The 20,181-nt window shown below is 43.3% G+C and carries 19 protein-coding genes and 2 tRNA genes; 15 read left to right on the top strand and 6 right to left on the bottom strand.

Features of this window, described 5'->3' with window-relative positions; genetic code table 11:
- The first annotated feature begins 37 nt into the window (after window positions 1–37).
- Window positions 38–1,057 carry a hypothetical protein gene (locus AUJ82_03090; protein ID OIO60409.1) on the top strand — a complete coding sequence of 340 codons (1,020 nt, stop codon included), beginning with the start codon at window positions 38–40 and terminating at the stop codon, window positions 1,055–1,057.
- On the opposite strand, the gene AUJ82_03085 is transcribed toward AUJ82_03090, so the two are convergent.
- Window positions 1,054–1,680 (bottom strand): hypothetical protein, encoded by a 627-nt coding sequence (locus AUJ82_03085; GenBank protein ID OIO60408.1) that lies wholly within the window; start codon window positions 1,678–1,680, stop codon window positions 1,054–1,056. The genes AUJ82_03090 and AUJ82_03085 overlap by 4 nt on opposite strands.
- Window positions 1,681–1,812: 132 nt before the next feature.
- On the opposite strand from AUJ82_03085, the gene AUJ82_03080 reads away from it, so the two are divergent.
- Together AUJ82_03080 and AUJ82_03075 are read left to right on the top strand one after the other, a co-directional pair.
- The gene (locus AUJ82_03080; GenBank protein ID OIO60407.1) at window positions 1,813–2,163 is read left to right on the top strand and encodes a hypothetical protein; all 351 of its coding nucleotides are present in this window, start codon (window positions 1,813–1,815) and stop codon (window positions 2,161–2,163) included.
- Window positions 2,164–2,178: 15 nt separating this feature from the next.
- On the top strand, window positions 2,179–3,840 hold the full coding sequence (locus AUJ82_03075) for a hypothetical protein (protein ID OIO60406.1): 1,662 nt from the start codon (window positions 2,179–2,181) through the stop codon (window positions 3,838–3,840).
- Window positions 3,841–3,843: 3 nt separating this feature from the next.
- Here AUJ82_03075 and AUJ82_03070 read toward each other — a convergent pair whose 3' ends face one another.
- The gene (locus tag AUJ82_03070) at window positions 3,844–4,215 is read right to left on the bottom strand and encodes a dUTPase (GenBank protein ID OIO60405.1); all 372 of its coding nucleotides are present in this window, start codon (window positions 4,213–4,215) and stop codon (window positions 3,844–3,846) included.
- A gap of 251 nt (window positions 4,216–4,466) precedes the next feature.
- Here AUJ82_03070 and AUJ82_03065 point away from each other — a divergent pair, with 251 nt between their 5' ends.
- From AUJ82_03065 to AUJ82_03045, 5 genes are all read left to right on the top strand, one after another.
- A complete protein-coding gene (locus AUJ82_03065; protein OIO60404.1) occupies window positions 4,467–6,515 on the top strand; it encodes a hypothetical protein in 2,049 nt (682 codons plus the stop codon).
- A 106-nt stretch (window positions 6,516–6,621) separates the two neighbouring features.
- The gene (locus tag AUJ82_03060; GenBank protein OIO60403.1) at window positions 6,622–7,956 is read left to right on the top strand and encodes a UDP-3-O-[3-hydroxymyristoyl] N-acetylglucosamine deacetylase; all 1,335 of its coding nucleotides are present in this window, start codon (window positions 6,622–6,624) and stop codon (window positions 7,954–7,956) included.
- A complete protein-coding gene (locus AUJ82_03055) occupies window positions 7,949–8,740 on the top strand; it encodes an acyl-[acyl-carrier-protein]--UDP-N-acetylglucosamine O-acyltransferase (GenBank protein ID OIO60402.1) in 792 nt (263 codons plus the stop codon). Before AUJ82_03060 ends, AUJ82_03055 begins: the two co-directional genes overlap by 8 nt.
- Window positions 8,741–8,887: 147 nt before the next feature.
- A complete protein-coding gene (locus tag AUJ82_03050; protein ID OIO60401.1) occupies window positions 8,888–9,361 on the top strand; it encodes a hypothetical protein in 474 nt (157 codons plus the stop codon).
- Window positions 9,362–9,535: 174 nt separating this feature from the next.
- Window positions 9,536–10,477 (top strand): EamA family transporter, encoded by a 942-nt coding sequence (locus AUJ82_03045; protein OIO60485.1) that lies wholly within the window; start codon window positions 9,536–9,538, stop codon window positions 10,475–10,477.
- A 77-nt stretch (window positions 10,478–10,554) separates the two neighbouring features.
- Here the strand turns inward: AUJ82_03045 and AUJ82_03040 are convergent, their stop codons facing one another.
- A complete protein-coding gene (locus AUJ82_03040; protein OIO60400.1) occupies window positions 10,555–11,151 on the bottom strand; it encodes a hypothetical protein in 597 nt (198 codons plus the stop codon).
- 154 nt (window positions 11,152–11,305) lie between these two features.
- Between AUJ82_03040 and AUJ82_03035 the strand changes: the two genes are divergently transcribed.
- The 6 genes from AUJ82_03035 (at window position 11,306) to AUJ82_03010 (ending at window position 15,255) form a co-directional block, all read left to right on the top strand.
- Window positions 11,306–11,392, top strand: a tRNA-Leu gene (locus tag AUJ82_03035).
- A gap of 18 nt (window positions 11,393–11,410) precedes the next feature.
- Window positions 11,411–11,487 (top strand) — tRNA-Pro (locus tag AUJ82_03030).
- A gap of 108 nt (window positions 11,488–11,595) precedes the next feature.
- Window positions 11,596–12,615, top strand: coding sequence for a tryptophan--tRNA ligase (locus tag AUJ82_03025; GenBank protein OIO60399.1), 1,020 nt, complete (start codon window positions 11,596–11,598; stop codon window positions 12,613–12,615).
- A gap of 51 nt (window positions 12,616–12,666) precedes the next feature.
- Complete coding sequence (locus tag AUJ82_03020; GenBank protein ID OIO60398.1) at window positions 12,667–13,584, top strand: hypothetical protein; 918 nt, start codon at window positions 12,667–12,669, stop codon at window positions 13,582–13,584.
- A gap of 204 nt (window positions 13,585–13,788) precedes the next feature.
- The gene (locus AUJ82_03015) at window positions 13,789–14,508 is read left to right on the top strand and encodes a hypothetical protein (protein OIO60397.1); all 720 of its coding nucleotides are present in this window, start codon (window positions 13,789–13,791) and stop codon (window positions 14,506–14,508) included.
- A gap of 168 nt (window positions 14,509–14,676) precedes the next feature.
- Window positions 14,677–15,255 (top strand): hypothetical protein, encoded by a 579-nt coding sequence (locus AUJ82_03010; protein OIO60396.1) that lies wholly within the window; start codon window positions 14,677–14,679, stop codon window positions 15,253–15,255.
- Between the two features lie 23 nt (window positions 15,256–15,278).
- Here the strand turns inward: AUJ82_03010 and AUJ82_03005 are convergent, their stop codons facing one another.
- The 3 genes from AUJ82_03005 to AUJ82_02995 form a co-directional block, all read right to left on the bottom strand.
- Entirely contained in the window at window positions 15,279–16,373 is a 1,095-nt protein-coding gene (locus tag AUJ82_03005; protein OIO60395.1) for a DNA polymerase III subunit delta, read from the bottom strand.
- An 84-nt stretch (window positions 16,374–16,457) separates the two neighbouring features.
- A complete protein-coding gene (locus AUJ82_03000; protein OIO60484.1) occupies window positions 16,458–16,955 on the bottom strand; it encodes a hypothetical protein in 498 nt (165 codons plus the stop codon).
- 157 nt (window positions 16,956–17,112) lie between these two features.
- Window positions 17,113–18,627 carry a glycine--tRNA ligase gene (locus AUJ82_02995; protein ID OIO60394.1) on the bottom strand — a complete coding sequence of 505 codons (1,515 nt, stop codon included), beginning with the start codon at window positions 18,625–18,627 and terminating at the stop codon, window positions 17,113–17,115.
- A gap of 86 nt (window positions 18,628–18,713) precedes the next feature.
- On the opposite strand from AUJ82_02995, the gene AUJ82_02990 reads away from it, so the two are divergent.
- The gene (locus tag AUJ82_02990; GenBank protein ID OIO60393.1) at window positions 18,714–20,180 is read left to right on the top strand and encodes a hypothetical protein; all 1,467 of its coding nucleotides are present in this window, start codon (window positions 18,714–18,716) and stop codon (window positions 20,178–20,180) included.
- Window position 20,181 lies beyond the last annotated feature (1 nt).

The following is a 20,181-nucleotide window of genomic DNA, read 5'->3' as shown; positions in this document are numbered from 1 at the left end:
CAAACAATAACCATTCTAATTATAGATATACTTAATTATGGAAAGAGCATCCAGCAAAGGGTCTTATTACAACCTCATTCAAAAGAACGTTAATAAAAACCCCTTTCCGATGCCGCCCCAGCGAATGAGTATGTTCAGTATAAGGGGTATAAAAGAAATAATTTTAAATTCTGTGGCCCTATTTTTTCAGCGTAAAGATACCTTCAGTAACCCCACAATGGAATGGTTGAGAACGTATAATACTTCACAAAAAGAAAAGCTGTGGGAAAAAAGAGTAGCGTGGGTGAAAGCTGTATTTCCAACGGATACAAAAAACACTGAAAACGAATCCATTTCCAGTATAGCGCTGACGCTAGAAACTGAGCATACAATCCAGCTAACCTCGCTAAGCGATGTGATGATAGGAGAACATTTAGGCACATTAATAGACCTTTGCAAAAATAGTCCCACGAACAAACCCAATCTAGAACTGGCAAAAGAGTTTATCACACAGACAACTGAAAAAACACAAAACCATTTTTTTGTTAGCATTTTCGAAGACACCGTAAAAGACCCGATAGTCCAAGAATATATTGTTTCGTTTTTATATTGCGGCGGAGGGGAGCTCATCAAAGGCTACGAGCTGCTAAAATCCGTAGCTCAAAGTGTCATAAAAGGTGTATTTAGAGGCTGGATAGGAGTGGAAGTAGCGGCAAGTGTGCTGGCATGGATCTTTACTAAAATCACGGACATAGGGATGCCTGGGCATATAGCCACCCCCCTAAAAAGCATTATTCGCACCCTTATGCGTAATGGCTATTATAATGACAGTAATGACGGCATCAACGGAGCGATACACAGTCTTTTAAAAAGCGTACTAATCGATATCCTCACCTGCTTCATGAAAAGCCCGATCCTATGGGGCGTTATCGGCTCTGTTACAGCCATGTATATGATGCTCAACGAAAAGAAAAAACATTACAAAGATTACTTTGAACCCTTGCTTGTTTGTGCGATCGGCCTCACGTATCTTTATTGGGACTCAATTCGCCCATTAGCGCTGAAACTTCTCGCTTAGCCTGTTATTGCCATAAACAAACCGGAAGAACGTAGACCTTCGATCACGAGCTCTGCGGCGAGGGCACCTAAAAGCACACCCAGAGCGCGAGTAAGGGTTTCTGCGCCCTTTGTACCTAAAAAGCGCACGATATAACCGGCTCCTAAAAACGCGATATAAGACATGAGCATAAGAAGCGCAATGACCGCTAGCACTATCCCCTGGGACGCATAGTCTCCGGAAGCTTTGGCAAACAAGTTCATGGAAATGATGATTGTTGCCGGTCCAGCCATGAGCGGTATAGCTAACGGAAATACGGAATAATCCGTATGCGCGTGCTTTTTGCGCATTTGTTCTCCGTTTTCATATTCCGTCATTACCATATCGATGGCCACTAAAAACAAGAGTACACCGCCACCTACCTGAAGGGAGTAGAGTTGAATATTTAAGAGATGCAGCAACTGATCCCCAATGATAGGAAAAACGATGAGAATCGCACCGGCGATCAAAGAAGCCCGCAAGGCCATCCGATTACGCTCTTTGGGAGTATGGTTAGCTGTCAGACCCGCGAAAATAGCGGCATTATCAATCGGGCCAACCGCGACAAACAAGATCGCGAAAACTTCCAATAAATACGTAATCATAAGGGCTTATTAAGCAAGGGGAAGGCAAGAATGTAAAGGTTAAAGGGGCTTGCTATATTTTCTGACACAAACAAAGTATTTCTTTTAAAATAAGTTGTATTTTAAAAGAAAGTACCGGATAATGAAGATGTTATGCTCGAATACATCAAAAAAACGTTACTTGTAGGCCTTGGCGCAACTGTTGTTACTAAAGACAAACTAGAAAAGTCTCTGGAAGAAATGGTTAAGCAAGGTAAAATAAGCGCCACAGACGCTAAAAAGTCCATTGACAAAATGGTAAAAGAAAGCAGAAAGGAGTTTGATAAGTCCAGTAAAGAAATACAGGACTATTTTAAACACCTACTCGATAAAGCTAATTTTGCCTGCCAAAAGGATTTTGAAAAGCTCGAAAAGCGCGTAAATGCGTTAGAAGGCAAATCAAAAACAACCCCAAAAAAGCCAGCCGTAAAAAAAGCAGCGCCAAAAAAGCAAACCTCCAAGTAAACCCAAAAATACAGAGTGGCGTTTAAGACCATCACGATCATTTCTAATGTCGTTCGCGCAAAAGAAATCGTTGCGACACTGATTCGTAATGGTTTTGATGAGTTGCTCGAACAATTGGACTTGCCATCAACGTGGTTGGCTCGTTTTGTTCCGAAGCGAAAAGAACGCCACAATATATGGGAGCGCATTCGTATTACCTGCGAAGATCTCGGCCCTACGTTTGTTAAGTTTGCTCAGCTCTTGAGCACCCGCTCAGACGTTTTACCGGAACCGCTGATCCGTGAATTTAAAAAGTTACGGAAAGGAGTACGACCACTGCCGTTTGAAGTCATCGAGCCTGTATTACTAGAAGAACTACAGTGTCCCCTTGAAGATCTTTTCTCGGAATTTGATAAAGAAGCGGTGGCATGTGCTTCCTTAGGGCAAGTGTACCGGGGCCGCCTGAAGCGTAATAACGAAGAGGTTGCTATCAAGGTACAAAAACCAGGCAGCATAAGAGCCTTGCGTTCAGACCTGGAGATCATGGGTTGGTTTGCCCGCAAGATCCACCAACGCGTTGATGACCTTAAGCCCTACGACTTACCTGCGGTTATAGAAGAAGCAGCCAGGGCGTTGATGAACGAAATCGATTATACCATCGAAGCACGCAACGCGATGTATTTTAATCGAACAAACCCGTATAAAGAAAAGGTATTTGCGCCCAAAGTTTACGAAGACATTTCGACGAGTAAAATATTGATTACAGAGTGGGTAAGCGGTTGCTCTCCTGAAGAAGCTATTCTTTCAAAAGAAGAGGCTCATGAGTATGCGAATATAGGCGCAAAATCTGTACTTCATCAAATCGTGATCACAGGATTCTTTCATGCTGACCCCCATAGCGGAAATATAATACTTACAGATGACGGCCGCTTGTGCTTCCTTGATTGGGGGCAAATAGGCCATTTGACGCGTAAGATGCGCTATTTTTTAGCAGACCTGTTTTCAGCAATTGCCACGTTGGACAGCGAAAAGGTGGTTCAAGTAGCGGTTGCGAAAGCAATTGGAAAAATACGCATGGATGAATCCAAGCTGGAAAAAGAAGTCGGCTTCATCTTAAGAAAGTATCAGGATCTGGAAGTGCATAATATGCCGTTTGGACGTGTGATCACTGATTTACTCTTCGTACTGGGGGTAAACGGCCTACACTTAGCGAAAGATTACGCCATGCTGGGTAAAGCGGTTATGGCCATTGAGGATGTCGGCAAAACACTTGACCCTGACTTTGATGTTCGCGAAATTGCTGCCCCCTTCTTAAAAAAGCTTACCTGGGAACGCTGGAACCCTACTAATTTGCTGCAACAAATTTACTGGTCTTGCCAAGTAGGGATTACGCGCCTACGAAATTTCCCCGGTGCGATTGAGCGTTTATTAGGAAATCTGGAAGACGGCAAACTGGGAATATCCCTTCACCACAAAGGGTTGGATTCGCTTGAAAAGACGTTAAGCACGTCTGCCAATAGAATCGTGATGGCATTAGTGATTGCCGCTCTCATTATTGGTTCATCGACTGTAATTACGACAGGAGTAGAGCCCTTTATATGGGGCTACCCCTCGATCGGCATTGTTGGCTTTATGCTCTCCGGCGTTATTGGATTGTACCTGGTATGGGATATCCTAAGGCACGGTCGGCACAAATAAGGCTTAAATGTGCTTGGAGTCGTTTTCGTCCTTTACCTTGTATCCGGACTCCTGGCGCTCGTGATTGACCTGATTTTTCTTCAAGTAGGCTTGGTAAACATCATCCGCGGACATGCCCATGACCTGAGCCATGGAAATCAGAAAGTGAAACAAGTCTACAATTTCGACCTTAGCGTTTTGTTGATCAAACTCTTGGTACTTTGCCCACCATTTCCAGGGAACAGAATCGATTAACTCTGCCATTTCCTGCTGCATGGCGCGCGTATAATTCAAAAGCCAGTGAGCCTTACCCTCTTCGTTCAGGCTTTCTACGTTTACACCTATGCGTTTATTTAACTCAGACTGTAACTTGAAAATTTCTTCTAATTTATCCATAACTCCTAAAACGAAAACAGCTTCTGCGTTTAGAGGCAAACCTAAAACGCTGTGATGGTACAAGTCTTGTGTTGGAGCGATAGATCTTCTTAAATGCTCCGATGCCTGCAGGCCTTCCTTATGTATTTATTTTACACAATAAAAAGATAGTAGTCACTAAAAAATCATCTGTGGATGATCAATAAATGCTTTACAGTATAGCAATAAAATGATAATATAGATAGTTATAATATAATTATACCTCCAAGCACATGAACTACGTTACAAATACAGCAAACAAATTCTATAAATTCATTTCAGGAGAAAAGGTAACCTACGATCCCAATGCTATTTCCTTTGAAGAAAGCGGCAAAGATCTTTTATTGAAAGGCTTCAAGAAAGAGGGCGGGTTGCGCAAGTTTGATGTTAAAAAATTTAATGAATTGCAATCGGAATACTACGATAAGAGTGGGATTATGCGTTCCGTGAATAACTATATCAATCGTAACAAAAAAGATGATACCCCATTCGAAGAATTTGATTATACCGATATCGACTATAATTTAAATGACGACGTTATCGAGCAAACCGAGAAGATCCAAAACAACACCGCAGAAGTTAACAAAGAGGCGGACAACCCGTTAGTTAACACAAGTAAAGCAATAACCCTTATACCCAACCCGAAAGAGGTGGAGTACACGCTTAAGCCTGAAATTCTTAAGCAGATCAGTAAAAATTTAAATCCCGTTAACTTCAAGAATGTAGGTCGTGATACAGACAAGATGCTTAACGAAACGAAGCTTCATGGGGACAGTGTATTGCAAGAACAGCGTAATGACGGAACATTAACAACAGTTAATGATAATATTACGCCTATCAACACGGAAATCCAGGTGAACGGCGATAAGAGTGTTAATCTATTTAAGCAATCGAAATTACCCATTGAAAAATTAGAAAACGGCGATTACCAGATCACCTTCGTCAATCCCAATAAGAAAAAGGAACTTGACCTGATTCAAGGTACGGGTAATGACAACGCTGACGGCCAGGAACTCGTACTCAGCAACGACAGCAATGGTGGCGATGGCTCCCAACAGGAAGGGACAACTGTTACCTGGCAGATAGGCCCGGAATTTTTAGAGAACTTTAAGAATCCGAATTTTAATAATAACACATTTTTCCAGAAACAAAGCAACGAAGCTTGGAAATCTGGGGTTTCTAAAATCAAGGTAGAAATAAACCCCGAAGTATTCGAAGCGTTTACCCAAATGCAGGAAATAACAGGAGGCGATAACGACAAGACAGCGCGTTTTGAAAATAAAAAACTCTTAGAATATAATGTGGAAGCAGAGGTTAAGGTTGTTGAAAAGAAGCCAGTAGAGATGCTCCCAAATAATACAATAGTTGAGCCAATTGTCGTGAAAGAGGTTTTACCAAAAACAGAAGTCGAATTACTAAAAAATGAGATGCCCCTAGATCCAATAGTTGATCAAATTGTTCCTATAAAGAAAAGGAACGACGTCTTCTTTGGGCCTAACCCGTTGCCAAAAACAAATTCCGAAATAATTAATCCACTTGTGCCGAATCCAAAACCTCTAGTACTAGGACGAGAAGTTGGATGGACAAATGAAGAGAGAATAGAGATAGAGAAAAAAGAGATAGAGAAGATAGATACACTAAGAGAGCATAGTGAATTTATTGACTCGATCAAACGAGTGACCACCAACTGGAAATCCAGTTCACAAGGATCTTGGCAGGAATTTATCAAAAACATCCAGACAAAGCTGGACACTAACGCGCTACAAAATGACGAAAAGGTTGCTTTAGTGAAAAGAGCACGGGAAATGGATGATTATTTCTCCACTGTTAAAACAGCCCCTAGGCCAAAGGGCCGCGACAAGGGAGAAGGCGGGCATGGAGTGATGCCAAGCTTTACCTGGGGAACAAAATCCAAAGGAGAAATTTTAAACAACCTGATGACAAACTCTGCCATTATTGCCGCACTCATCAATGGTACGTTAACGGCCGAAGATTTAAAGCGACTTGTCGATTTCCTGTTTGCGTTCTTCCAAAAGCAGCTTGAGATTGAAAAAAAGAATTCTGATATTCCAGCCACTGATAGCTTAGCGAATAATGTGTTTAAATCCATCCAACAAAGCCAAGACGCATGGAACCTATTTAGAGACAGTTCTAAAGCTAATAAAATTCATGAAAACATGGCAGCAATCGTTCTAGAAGCGCCAAAAGAGCGGGATTTCCTAAAGCTATTAGCAAACCCACCAGCCCTTTCTTTATGGAACAGAGTCTGGAATCGCTATTAATTTTGGCTAATTGGTAAGACAAACAGTGATCCTCGAACTTCATTTATTTTCGGGTTTACATTTTGGGCTAGTAGTTTACAATAATTCTATTTCAAACGGCTAGCCCATGAAGCAAAGAAGCATATTACGTGAAGTCACAATAAACGGGAAAGGCCTGCACACAGGCGAAGATGTCCACATGACGTTCTATCCTGCTCCGGTAGACCACGGTATCGTTTTCCGTCGCAAAGATTTATACGGCAAACCGGAACTCAAGATGGATGTCAATCTTGTAACCGATTTGATACGAGGAACAACCATTCAATCAGGGCACACCAAGCTGCACACGATTGAGCATGTTTTAAGTGCGTTAAACGGCATGGGCATTGATAATGTCCTGATTGAAATTGATGCGTCCGAGCCCCCCATTTTAGATGGTTCGGCAAAACATTTTGTCAACCTACTCCAACAAGCCGAACCCGTTGAGCAAGATAAAGACCGGGAATATTTTACGCTAACCGAGCCTGTATGCCTCTCTGAAGGTAACCGTTCTATTATCGCTCTGCCCTATGACGGGTTAAAAATTACCTGCACATCGGCGGATGACCGTGGAATACACACCCAGCATCTTTCCATAGATATTGACCCGGAAACCTATATTGCCGATATAGCGCCGGCACGCACGTTTACGATTTACGAGGACATTGAAAAATTGCTCCAAATGGGCAAGATACGTGGAGGTAGCCTCGATTGCGCCATTGTGATTAAAGGCGATAAAATCCTGTCGAAAGAGCCCCTGCGCTTTAAAGACGAGATGGTACGGCATAAAATCCTAGACATCGTTGGCGATATTGCCCTACTAGGCATGCCCCTTAAGGCGCACATCATAGCAGTCCGCACTGGGCATGCACTCAATGCTGCCTTTACCAAGGCCTTATTAAATCAAAAAGAAAATAAGAAACGCAAAGGCGCTAAAGCCGATCTTCCCAAAACCATTTTAGCTACAGAAACCAGCTTGGATATACGCCGCGTACTGGACACCCTGCCACATCGCTACCCGTTTGTGATGATCGATCGCGTGATCGAGATCAAGGGTGATGATGAGCTTATCGCTATTAAGAATGTTACCATCAATGAACCTTATTTCCAGGGCCACTTCCCAGGGCAACCCGTCATGCCGGGTGTATTGCAAGTAGAGGCCATGGCACAAGCTGCCGGAATGCTGATGTTGCGCCGCACGAGCGCTGAAAACAAAGTGGCACTCTTCATGAGTTGCGACAAAGTCAAATTCAGGAAGCCCGTGGAGCCCGGAGATCAATTAGAAATTCACGCCAAGATGACCAAAGAAAAAGCAGCGCGAGGAAGCCTTTTGGGGGTTGCGGAATGTGTCTGCAAGGTCAACGGCAAGCCTGTTTCTTCTGCGGAAGTCATGTTCACTGTAATGGATGCCAACAATGCCTAGTACAACTTTATCAAACACCATTCACCCGACCGCGGTCATTGAAAAGGGCGCCCAAATAGGGGAAGGCGTCACTATTGGCGCATATGCCTATATTGGCCCTCAGGCAATTATTGGCAACGACAACAATATACATCACCATGCTTCCGTTGATGGCAGAACGGAAATGGGTGAGGGTAATGAAGTTTTTCCATATGCTTATATTGGAGCAAAAACACATGACCTAAAGTACCGTGGGGGCTGTCCCGGGCTCAAGATCGGGAATAAAAACGTGTTTCGCGAGTCTGTAACCGTGCACTGCGCGACCTACGATGACGAATACACCATCCTCGGCGACAACAATGTGCTCTTAGCTTATAGCCATGTTGCACACGATTGTATTGTGGGAAACCACATGGTGATGAGTAGCCATGCAGCGCTTGGAGGGCATGTTACTGTAGCTGATAATGTAAATGTCGGCTGGGGCGTCGGTGTACATCAATTTTGCGCCATCGGAGATTATGCCATGTTAGGCGCTAGCTCTAAGGTCGTACAAGATGTTATGCCCTATATGATTGCAGATGGCACACCTGCTTGTGTACGTATTTTCAATAAAGTTGGGTTAGAGCGTTCTGGATTTACCCCAGAAGACATGGCCGTCATACGCATGATTTACAAAACATTTTATCGCAAGGGCCTAAACCGGGCTCAAGCAATAGAAACGCTTAAAAACGATAGCAGCAATAGCCATCCTCTAGTACAACGCGTACTAAAGTTTATAGAAAACAGCAAACGTGGATTGGCTTAAGCAGTAAGCCTCAGTTTATTGCTGTAACAATGTGCGAAATAATAATGCGGCCACGCAAGGGCTTATGAGCGAATTCGTGACCAGTTTTACCTTGCCATGAATAAAACTGGCCGCATATTACACGATAATAACAACTACCATTAAGTAATGAATAACAAAATAAGCACACGTGTAACAAAGCCAGCCAATTACAATCATTTAGACAAAGAACCCCTTAAGAAAAAGTCGAACCCCGAGTGGCTTCACCCAAAAGCTACGTTTAAAGAAGTGGTGAAGGGGATACTTAAAGGATCAAATGTAAATACTGCCACAAAGGATGATTACGACTTCTTAACAAACTTGGGTATCGTGCACGAACAGTACCTACAGACAGCCAAAAATAATGAGGTTGTAGAAAAGGTGCAACGCAAAATTGGCATCATAAATGATTTTAAAATGCAATTGGGCATTAACCTGAAACGAGAAGAAGAAACAATCGCCCAACATATTTGTCAAGTTACTTCGGAAAACAATATACCTGATTTGTTTTCCGAAGCAATCAATACGGAATCCGTTGAAGATTTCGACATTGATACCTTCTTAGAGGAAGTTTTAAATCCCGATGCATTTAAAAAAATATAGACTAAGCAGGCCTCGATTGTAAAAAGATTTTCAGTGCCCTCAACTGCATTGATTTAAGCAAAAAACCCAAGTAAAACAAGAAACTTGGGTTTTTTGTTTGCTCGCTTGACAAGTGACCCAAAAACCATCAGCATCAACAGATCAATATATCTAGATATATCAAAAAGGAGCGCTATGAAAATTCTCAATAAAAGACACCGGTACACTTATCTGATAGGCATTATGTGGTATACCCTCAGCCTGATGGTCAGTAACTTAAACGATGTATTCACGAAACACCTAGGCAGCAATATGCATGCGATGCAGGTGACCTTTTTAAGGTTTTTGTTTGCGACTATCGTATTAATCCCCTTCATGATCTATTTTGGAAAAAAATCCTTTTCCACATCTCGCCCGGGAGTGCATATTATGCGGGGCGCGTTACTTTATGGCGGAATAGCCCTTTGGGTCTATGGCCTGTCCATTGTACCGATTACGGTAGCCACGGTTATCAATTTCACGATTCCTATTTTCGTTCTGATCTTAGCCATTTTCTTCCTGAGTGAGCGAGTAGGATGGCAACGCTGGATCGCTACTATTGCGGGTTTTGCGGGCGTGATCCTTGTATTACAACCAAGCGAGGGCAACTTTAACCCGATGACGCTTCTGCTCCTATTATCTGCGTTGATGTTTGCGGCATTAGATGTCACGAATAAGAAGTTTGTGGTTAAGGAAACGATGTTAAGCATGTTGTTCTATTCTGCGCTGGTCACTATGCTGCTAGGGCTTATCCCGGCGATCAATGTCTGGCAAGCGCCTACAACCCAGCAATGGCTATTGTTTTTTGGACTAGGGTGTGGCGGTAATTTGCTCTTATTCTTTTTACTAAAGGCATTTGCGGCAGTGGATGCATCCGCGCTCTCTCCATTCCGCTATTTTGAGCTAGTGATCGCGGGTATAACCGGTTACTTGTTCTTCCAAGAGGTACCGGCGTTTATGACGCTTTTAGGCGCAGTTGTCATTATTCCGAGTACGCTATTCATTGTTTATTATGAAACGAAGCGGGAGAGAGAAAGCCAACAGCAAGAAGGGAAGCCAGAAGCGACAGCACAAGAAGCACCTGTGCCCGTGGAATAGTCATTCTATTAATCTTTATAACACAAAAGCCAGAGGGGTAATTTCCTCTGGCTTTTTATGTTATTGAAAAAGGCTTATTAGAACCATTTGCCCAAATTTAACCAAGACAAGTCACCGCCATTTGGCTTACATGCGCTTGTGATAATATCATTCCAGTTTTTACCCTGAGCGCGTAAATAGCTGATGGTTGGGCCGTAAGGATCGTTGTATTTCTTAATATTACGTTTAAAAATGGATGCCTGCAGGTAATCCGGTGTCATACTCTTGAACTCGTAGCCAATTGCCCTGCGTTTATCGTGAAGGATATTGGCGATCAATTCATTGATGGCATCCGTTGTTGATTCGACCTGATTACGGTCTAACTCGCGTCTGGCCACATAGGTGAGGTAAGGAATATCATTGGCTAGCTGCTTAATCTGTCCTTCGTATTGACTGCGCATGCTACTGAACATAGCGGTTACGCCTTGATACGGCAATTTTGCCATAGCAGACCAGGAATTATCAATTTTAGGAGCAGGTAATGCTACCAGCATAGCGCCGGACAGGTAGTGATCGTTTACCGATACAGCATGGCCTCCCACAGTATAAGTTTTTTCACCCGCAAATGAAAAAAGCGTAACAGAAAACGCTATGACCGTTAAAGATATATATTTAAGTGATTTCATTAATTTCATAATATTTAATATTAACTTTAATAAATTATAACTAATTAAATAAAAATGTCCACATAAAAAGATGCCTATTGGGTACTGGCGAAAAAATTTTGCTTCTTGAAAGACAAAGCTTGCGTTTAAAAAAAATTAATGCGATCTTTGAACCTCTTCAAATGCCCAGATGGCGGAATCGGCAGACGCGGTGGACTCAAAATCCACTTCCCGCGAGGGAGTGGGGGTTCGACTCCCCCTTTGGGCACCATTTCTTTTTTATTATGTTCGGGCCGTAGCGCAGCCTGGTAGCGCACTTGCATGGGGTGCAAGGGGTCGTGAGTTCGAATCTCACCGGCCCGACCATTTTAATTTAAGAAAAATCATTTCACCCCCAAGTTCACTTCTAATTTGGGGAGAAAATAACGTTGATAGGATGCCGTAAGACAGTAAACTGATTCGATAAAGGGCTTTATGGCAGACGGAAAACAGGACAAAAAAATTATTTTAACATGCGCGCAGCCAACAGGAAAACTCCATTTAGGCAATTATTTAGGCGCTATTAGGCGTTGGACCGAGTATTTAGATGACAACGAATGTTTATTTGGCATTGTGGACTTGCATGCCATAACCGTTCCGCAAGAAGCGGCGGAACTACGTAAAAACACCTTAGATTGTGTGGCCCAGTACATAGCCTGCGGGTTAGACCCAGCTAAATGCGCCATATTTGTACAATCACATGTCTCGGGACATACAGAGCTTGCCTGGGTACTGGGATGCATGACCCCATTGGGTCAATTAGAACGTATGACCCAGTTTAAGGACAAATCTCAACGCCAGGGTGGGGGTGCGTTTATCAATGCCGGTCTTTTATTTTACCCGGTTTTAATGGCCGCAGATATATTACTATACCATACCGACATTGTGCCCGTGGGTGATGACCAAAAGCAACATCTAGAACTCGCTAGAGATCTTGCGCAACGGTTTAACAACCATTATTCCGACACGTTTAAAGTGCCAGAGCCTGCCATTTCAGAAGACGGGGCACGAATCATGTCCTTACAAGATCCAACGAGTAAGATGTCTAAGTCTGACAAAAATCAACATGGTGTCATCTATCTGTGGGATGAGCCCGATGTACTGCGCAAGAAAATCCTAGGCGCGGTGACAGATTCCGGCTCCGAGGTAGTGAAATCAGCCGATAAACCCGGGGTCAGCAACTTACTCACGATCATGTCCTTAGCAACCGGCAGAAGCATTGCGGACATCGAACAAGAATTTGTTGGGAAAGGGTACGGAGACTTTAAGGCCGCGGTTGCAGAAGCCGTGATTGAGCTTTTGGCACCCATACAAAAGCAGTATGAAACGCTCAAACAAGATAAAGCCCATCTGGAAAGCATTATAAAAGACGGTGCTGAAGTAGCACAAAAGAAAGCCTACAAGATGTTGGCCAAAGTGTATCGCAAGACAGGATTCCTGGAACGCGCCCGCTAAACCCTTTTAACAATAATACTATATAAAATTAACCCAAACAGTTTAAATACGATGAGCAAGAAAAAGCAACTAACCCTCTCTAAATGGCCGTTTTACCTCGGCAATATCTTTTTAGTCCTCCTGGCATGTGTCATTGCCTTTAAAGGTAACGGCCCTATAACTGCCGGAATGGCACTATGGAGCATCCTATGCGTGCTTTTTGGCGCAATGTTTTTCGCGATGCCCTTTGTCCTTGAACACCAAGCGAGAGAACGCCTGAAAGCGAAAGAAGTTGAAGACCGAGCTAAAATGCAGACAAGAGGCGTTGAGTACCTGATGAGCCAAATGCGTGCCATGGAAAACACCTTGGATGAGCATGTTAAACGTAATGAGCGGGTTACCATGTATATGGAAGGCCTACTGAAACGCTTGGACGGCTATGTTGATGTATTAGAGGGAACCATTCAACACTCGCCGAAGGCGCAAGCCGGTCTCGTAGACACTAGAGAGGAGGCTAACGGTTCACCTCAACTCGACGCGGATATGGATTGCTCCGTCGGGGAAGCAGAGCCACAAAACGAAAACGTTCAAACGTTAATCGATATCGATTTCCAGGCAGCGGATACTGTCGAAGAGGCCGAATATAATGATGGGGAATCAGAAGAAGCAGAGCGCTTTGAAGATGATGCAGCCCAGTCTGAAGATATCCCAACGGCAGTTGTTGATGCCTGCGGCCAGTTAAGCAAAGTTCTAGCGCGCGGCATGTTCGGGATTGGCAATAAACCATTTATACGTGGCGAAGGCGGAGGACTCAACTGGGATAAAGGAATGCCCATGGAATTTTTAGGCATGGGCAAATGGCAATGGGCCGCGCCAAATCTTCAGGAGCCCGTTACCTTCCGCATCTATAAAAATGATGAAATTGCTGCCGCGGGAGAGCCCTTGTGCCTCATTCCCGGTGAAGAGCGTGAAGTAGACGTGCGATTCTAGCACTGTTTTCCGTTTTTATATTATTGATTTCGTTTTATTAAGGGCCAACCGTGATGGGTTGGCTCTTTTTTGCGCAATAGGATCGATTATAGGGTGAGCGAATGCGTCAATGCCTTATAATTAAATTAGTTTTATATTTAAGTTGAAAATATTAATAATTAATTCATAATAACTTAGGTAAAGAATCACTAATTATTTAACTTTATGAACAAAACACAATCTAACACAAAAACCAATCATCCATTCATGTTCCAAGGCCTTCCAAAGAGCATAGCCAATTTGTTCAACGGGAAAGCCCTCACTGACTTAACGAAGTCTATGCAAAATAGCAGGGTAGCTAATGCCGTAAAGGATATTTATAACTGGTCGGAAGCGGAAGGCCTCAATACAGGGCTAAGAATCACGACATTAAGCGCTACTGCAGGCGGTATTGCTGCTGTTATCGGGGGATTGACTATAGGACCAATGGGAGCATTGGTGGCCGGTGGTGCTACGGGTGCGGTCGTAGCCCTAGCCTGTATTGGCTACAAAATGGCTACTGGTGAGAATAAATACGACGAACTTTGCCGCAAAAATGCTCCTCAGGAGAATAGGGAAGAAACTTCCACAGACAGCGAAACGGGAACGCAAAATTCATCTGTTATCTCGGATATATTTTCTTCAATTTATAATTTCTTCACAGAAGACAGTGTAGCTACACAGATCCGAAAGGGATTAACCAGGGCTCAGAATGAAGGTGTGAACATTGACAACATTGATTTTCATAAATTGCATGAGGAATATGACAAGAGAACCGATAGCTCCGAGAAGCTTGAGGATTTCGAGAACCTTGAGGATTTCGTCTACAGACCCAATAGCTCCGAGAGCCTTGAGGATTTCGTCTACAACTGGGTAACAGAAAAAGCGAACGTAGCTGTAATCTAACTTAAAAAAATTCAAACAAAAACCGCCCTGAAATGGGCGGTTTTTGTTTGGCCGAAGAACTTATAATTAACTTATAATTTATTTTAGTTGAATTTTATTAATAATTTAGTTATAATTAAATCTTAATTAAATTTTAAAATTAATTATCAAAACAACCCAGTCAAAATTATGTTAAACTTAAGATTCAATATCAAATTCGACAATACCTCAGATGAATTGGCTAAATTAGCACAAGGTGGACAAGATTTGTCATTCCTTTATGCGTTTGACGTGACACTCCCCAAAACAAACATAGAGTCTGCAGCACAAGGGGATAATAACCTACAATTTAGAGATGAATCCCAGAGTTTACAATTTAAGCGTAATGGCATCGTACCCGAGATCAGCCGTTTTCAGGAATGTAATGAAAAGTTCTTACGCACAGTGAATGATTTCGCGCACACCAATGCTCAATTTTTAGGGATAATCATGGGTGATCAATACGAAAAGGTAGCTGCTGAATTGGAAAAGGATCCTGTTTACATGACATTGATCGAAGATGTGATCGATTACATCAATAACACGATCAAGCCCCTTTTAGTTGAGTGCAACCAGATCTACCTAAAGAGTAACGGTGATGATGCGAATGATATCGCAGAGTCTATCGAGCAATACATGCAACTTGTCGACCTCGCGCGCATTAAAATTGATTATTTAACGCGTACGATTAAGACAATTGAGCAATTGATTGAAGGCTTCCGCGTTTAGTATAACCGGCGAGCACCCCTTCATTACTCAGCCAGACAGCTTAAAAAGAGAGTTTCCAGGATCGTTTTTTGCGGCGCAGACGAGGATATTAATTGCTCGAAGGCCTTAAGGAAAGCGGACTGAAAATCGATCAACCTTTTCATGGATAATTGCCGCGTAGATTGAGCTAATTTACCCAGGTACCACAAATTTTGGGTAAACACGTTATAGCTGCTCTTTGCATCTGTGCCATCAAAATACTTGGCATACGCGTCCTTAGCACGATCAAAAGCGGATTTATCCAAGCCACCACGGTTATCAAATCGAATTTCTTGTGCCTCTAAAAGGATTTTCAACTGAATGAGCAAACGATTACGATTTTGCAACGATGCTATAATAGGGCGAGCATCATTGTTGTTAAAAAAGTAACGATTGAGGGAATCCAACGCCCAGGCAGTGTCACCGGAGAAAAAGGCTTCCACGGGCTCAAAAAAATCACTTTCACCAAAATCCGGCACCAGCTCCAACACCATGGCCGGTGTGATATTTTTATCATCGCCATTATAAGTAGCCAATTTAAGGAGCTCATTACAAGCAAGGCGCGTGCTCCCCCCCACTTTATTGATCAAAATATCCTTGGCCTCCGCGGAGATACTAATATCCAGTTTTTTACATTCCAACTGGATGACCTCATGGACAGACGCGTTGTTCTTTTGCTCCTCGAGGTAGGTGAAGTCCGCATTATCCTTAAACCATTTAAAAAGCTTCGTTCGCCGGTCTACCGGGCAAGCTGAAATGACGACAAAGACTCCGGCAGGGATTTTTGATAACAATTGCTGAAGATCCTCCACAAGTGTTTTCGTACCCTCGGCTCGACCAGTCGGGGTATCTGCCAAAAAATTAACCCCCTTAATCCATATCACCTTATCTTCCCCAAAAAGAGACATAGATTGCATGCCTAAGCGGACTTGCTTCACAATGGCCTCGACATCGGACATATTGTTTACGCTTCCGCTAATGGTTTCGTTTGAAAAAGAACCCTCAGAACCTTGGGTATGTTCCTTATAAATACGCTCCGCCTCACGATCGACCAGGAAGTCATCATTGCCACAAATAAACGCACATGCCGATTTTGCCATATTATAAACTATTTAAAAAACTTAATGAGTTATCCTAAAACATCCCATCGCCAATGCAAACGATAAAGATTTATCCCTAATTCCTCACGCCTGCAGTGCTTCAATTAACAAGACAAGAGCCGCTTTAACCGCGCTGGCCTTGATCGCCTCCCGATTCCCCGAAAACTTAAATTTCCGCACATATTCGGATTTCGGAGAATAAACCCCGACACAAACCGTACCAACGGGGTTACGAGCATCTCCACCCTCCGGCCCTGCATAGCCGGTAGTACTTACCGCGTAATCCACACGAAAAAGCCTGGCAACCCCTGTTGCCATTGCAAGAGCCGTCTCTTCACTGACCGCGCCAAATTGACCAATCACATCTTCCGGCACTCCCAAGACATTGATTTTTATATCATTCATGTAAGAACAAACCCCTCCCGCATAGACAGCAGAAATACCCGGTATGTTTGTGATTACGTTACTTAATTGCCCACCCGTACAAGATTCAGCAACTGCAAACTTCTTTTGATTGGCAACAAGAAGCTCAAAGACATCTTTAGCTAAGTCGCCTACGTTAAGGGATTGAAGGTCATTCAAGAGGTCTGTTTGGTTTTTGTTTTCTTTCATGAGAAGGGGATAGCGTTATAGTACAAACAATTATTACTATACGTCAAACGCAACTCCTGCTCATGAAATAAAAGAGAGGCCTTAAAAAGGCCCCTCCGAAATTGTTTTGTACGTTTAAAGATGACAGCTATTCACCATCAATACGCGCTTGCAAGAAAGGCAAAAGGTCATCAATGCTGATACGCTCCTGCTTTGTAGTATCGCGATCACGCAATGTAACGGTATTATTCTCTAAGGTTTCAAAGTCTATGGTGACACCAAAAGGCGTACCCACTTCATCCATTCTGCGATAACGGCGACCAATCGCTCCAGAAGCGTCATAAGCAACATTCCAGCGCTTTCTCAGCTGCTGGTATATCTTTTCCGCCACGGCAACGAGCTCCGGTTTATTTTTCAATAACGGGAAAATACCCACCTTGATAGGAGCGACACGCGGATGCAATTTTAGAACGATGCGTTTTTCGCCATCAATTTCATCCTCTTGGTAAGCCGAGCACATGAGTGCCAGGAAGAGGCGATCCACCCCGATAGAAGGCTCAATCACATGCGGCACGTAGCGCTCTTTTGTAATTTCATCAAAATACTCAAGCGATTTACCGCTATGCTCCTGGTGCTGCATAAGGTCATAGTTACCCCGAGCCGCGATGCCTTGGAGTTCTTGTTTTCCGAAAGGAAACTGGAACACGATATCGGTACAAGCTTTTGCGTAGTGAGCTAGTTTATCAACTGAGTGTACCTCTTTATCTAATAATTTAGGATCCAAGCCCATATTAACGAGCCAAGCCATACTCGCATCAACCCACTCCTGATGGAACTTTTCCCAAGCATCATCTTGTGGGGGAATGAAGTATTCGATCTCCATTTGCTCAAATTCACGAGAGCGGAAAATATAATTGCGCGGCGTGATTTCATTGCGGAAAGCTTTACCGATTTGGGCAATACCAAAAGGCACCTTCACGCGAGTTGTATCAACCACGTTTTTGAAATTCGCGAAAATACCCTGAGCGGTCTCTGGTCTTAAATAGGCGATAGAAGACTCGTCACGCATAGCGCCAACACTCGTCTCAAACATTAAATTAAAATCCCTAGGAGCCGTCAATGAGCCCGGTTTTCCCGTAGCAGGGGAGGGGACAAGCTCGTACTCCTCTGGCTTAGCTTCGGTAAACGGTTTTAAGGCAACCGCCTTCAATGATCCCTGTTTAGCGAGCTTACGCTTTAGTGCTTCGGCGGCTTTGTCTGCCTCTTCTTGCATCGTGCCAGATTCCAGAACACTCACGTAACCGATAACATCATCATCTACACTGACAGGAGCGAAGAATAATTGGTCCGCGCGGTAACGCAATTTAGACTCTTTGCAATCCACCATAGGATCTGAAAATCCTTCGATGTGGCCGGAAGCCTTCCATACATTGGAGTGCATGATAATGGAAGAATCCAGTCCGACCATATCATCCCGCTCCTGAATCATATCCTGCCACCAAGCATTTTTAATATTACGACGCATCTCTGAGCCCATAGGACCGTAATCAAAAAAACCGTTTATACCGCCGTAAATCTCTGAAGAATGAAAAATGAACCCGCGGCGTTTGCATAAGGCTACTATATTATCCATTGTTGGCATTGTACGTGTATTGGTATCCATAAGGCTTTTATGATGAAACGTAAGGCATTCGGGGTCAAGGATAATAGCCCATTGGTCTCGCTACCCAGCAAGGCTCTATCTAGAAAATGTTTGCGTACCGGGTGCCTACTGATAGTATTTTTGAGTTATCTCATTCCCCGAACCCAAGCGCCCCCTTAATGTTATTCCGTGATACAGTAAATATCCTCATTTGCGACCCTTCCTTTATAGGAATTGGAACGGTATACAACACAAAAGGTAGCTTGAGCGTAGAGGCATGGCGGGAAATTCCATTTAACAGCCTCGCGACCACTGCGGATGATTGGTTAAAAATGGCCGCCCAATACATTGAGGCCAACTGGGGTAAATTAAACATGCCCGGAAAAACTTACGCAGTACTCCCCTTAGAATATGAGTTTTTCAAATGGATGCGCGTACCCAAAGTTCAAGCACGCCATCAAAAAACAATTCTGAAACACGAAATTCAACAACGACTGCCCTACCTACTGGATGATGTTTACCTGGGGCAAACCTGTGTGCACGAAGGCGAGCCTTGGCAAGATGTCCATTTTTACGCTATTAAACGAACGCTTGCCCGTGATTTCATCCATGGCTTTAAAAAATCAGGCATAACCCTAGCCGGTATCCTGCCCGCCTCCTTATTAGATTATTACAGCACACGTTACGTGATGGGAGAGGAAGATTGCCTTATCGTAAGAACTGCTCCGAACGAAACCCTTATAACCATCAACTACAAAAGGGGTTTTTATGCCAGGAAAGGAGTTAACCCAAGCCAAACACTTGATCCTGAAAATGAATTTTCACGAATACGCGATCAATTTCAAAAACACACGGGCTACCCTTTGCCGAATAAGCTTTATAAAATTACGGATGACGAGAACAACACTTTTGATTTCTCAAAAGGCGGCAACGTGTGCCTAAAAAAGACGCTAGAACTTGTTAATAAAAACACCGTTATTTCTAAACTTATTGGAGCCAGCATACTCACCAAGGAAGCAGCTTTTTTCAACTTAACGTCACCAAACGCCCGTTCAAATAAAAGCTTTTATAACACTTGGATTGCAACTGCGGCCGCGGTTCTTGTGATTGTTTTTTCGATACAAGTAGTGGTGAGCAATCGCCTAGATCTGGCTTTAGAAAATGAAAATGATGTGAAAGCCTGCATGGATAAAATCAAGCAGCAAGAGGCCGTTTTTATTCAACTAGAATCGGAGCTTCAAGCCCTTGCAGATGAACAAAAAGAGTGGTCCGCGCTTGCAATCGCTAAAAGCTCCTGGAAATCACGCATGTCTTCGCTAGAAGAAATTTTCAAAAAACACCCATTTGCCTGGATTGAAAGCTTAACAATGGCTCCCTCGGCACAGAATGCGATTCTGTTACGCACCAAAATGCTTTCGTTAGGCAAGACCAAGGAAGAACATTTATCAACTATCCAAAAAATGGCCGACGACATGGAAGGAGCATTTGGTAAAGGATCTCTGTTGTCGCTTTCTATTGAAGGCCACGATTCTGAAATCACCACATTAGCCCTTCGAGTAGGCCTACAGAACTAGT

This window comes from Verrucomicrobia bacterium CG1_02_43_26 (genome assembly GCA_001872735.1).
GTDB lineage: Bacteria > Verrucomicrobiota > Verrucomicrobiia > Opitutales > CG1-02-43-26 > CG1-02-43-26.
This window is presented reverse-complemented; position numbering and strand designations above follow the sequence as displayed.

What these genes read in the sequence shown, in the direction of transcription:
- AUJ82_03090 (OIO60409.1), top strand. Translation starts at nt 38, where the DNA reads ATGGAAAGAGCATCCAGCAAAGGGTCTTATTACAACCTCATTCAAAAG.
- AUJ82_03085 (OIO60408.1), bottom strand. Translation starts at nt 1,680, where the DNA reads ATGATTACGTATTTATTGGAAGTTTTCGCGATCTTGTTTGTCGCGGTT.
- AUJ82_03080 (OIO60407.1), top strand. Translation starts at nt 1,813, where the DNA reads ATGCTCGAATACATCAAAAAAACGTTACTTGTAGGCCTTGGCGCAACT.
- AUJ82_03070 (OIO60405.1), bottom strand. Translation starts at nt 4,215, where the DNA reads ATGGATAAATTAGAAGAAATTTTCAAGTTACAGTCTGAGTTAAATAAA.
- AUJ82_03065 (OIO60404.1), top strand. Translation starts at nt 4,467, where the DNA reads ATGAACTACGTTACAAATACAGCAAACAAATTCTATAAATTCATTTCA.
- AUJ82_03060 (OIO60403.1), top strand. Translation starts at nt 6,622, where the DNA reads ATGAAGCAAAGAAGCATATTACGTGAAGTCACAATAAACGGGAAAGGC.
- AUJ82_03055 (OIO60402.1), top strand. Translation starts at nt 7,949, where the DNA reads ATGCCTAGTACAACTTTATCAAACACCATTCACCCGACCGCGGTCATT.
- AUJ82_03050 (OIO60401.1), top strand. Translation starts at nt 8,888, where the DNA reads ATGAATAACAAAATAAGCACACGTGTAACAAAGCCAGCCAATTACAAT.
- AUJ82_03045 (OIO60485.1), top strand. Translation starts at nt 9,536, where the DNA reads ATGAAAATTCTCAATAAAAGACACCGGTACACTTATCTGATAGGCATT.
- AUJ82_03040 (OIO60400.1), bottom strand. Translation starts at nt 11,151, where the DNA reads ATGAAATTAATGAAATCACTTAAATATATATCTTTAACGGTCATAGCG.
- AUJ82_03025 (OIO60399.1), top strand. Translation starts at nt 11,596, where the DNA reads ATGGCAGACGGAAAACAGGACAAAAAAATTATTTTAACATGCGCGCAG.
- AUJ82_03020 (OIO60398.1), top strand. Translation starts at nt 12,667, where the DNA reads ATGAGCAAGAAAAAGCAACTAACCCTCTCTAAATGGCCGTTTTACCTC.
- AUJ82_03015 (OIO60397.1), top strand. Translation starts at nt 13,789, where the DNA reads ATGAACAAAACACAATCTAACACAAAAACCAATCATCCATTCATGTTC.
- AUJ82_03010 (OIO60396.1), top strand. Translation starts at nt 14,677, where the DNA reads ATGTTAAACTTAAGATTCAATATCAAATTCGACAATACCTCAGATGAA.
- AUJ82_03005 (OIO60395.1), bottom strand. Translation starts at nt 16,373, where the DNA reads ATGGCAAAATCGGCATGTGCGTTTATTTGTGGCAATGATGACTTCCTG.
- AUJ82_02995 (OIO60394.1), bottom strand. Translation starts at nt 18,627, where the DNA reads ATGGATACCAATACACGTACAATGCCAACAATGGATAATATAGTAGCC.
- AUJ82_02990 (OIO60393.1), top strand. Translation starts at nt 18,714, where the DNA reads ATGTTTGCGTACCGGGTGCCTACTGATAGTATTTTTGAGTTATCTCAT.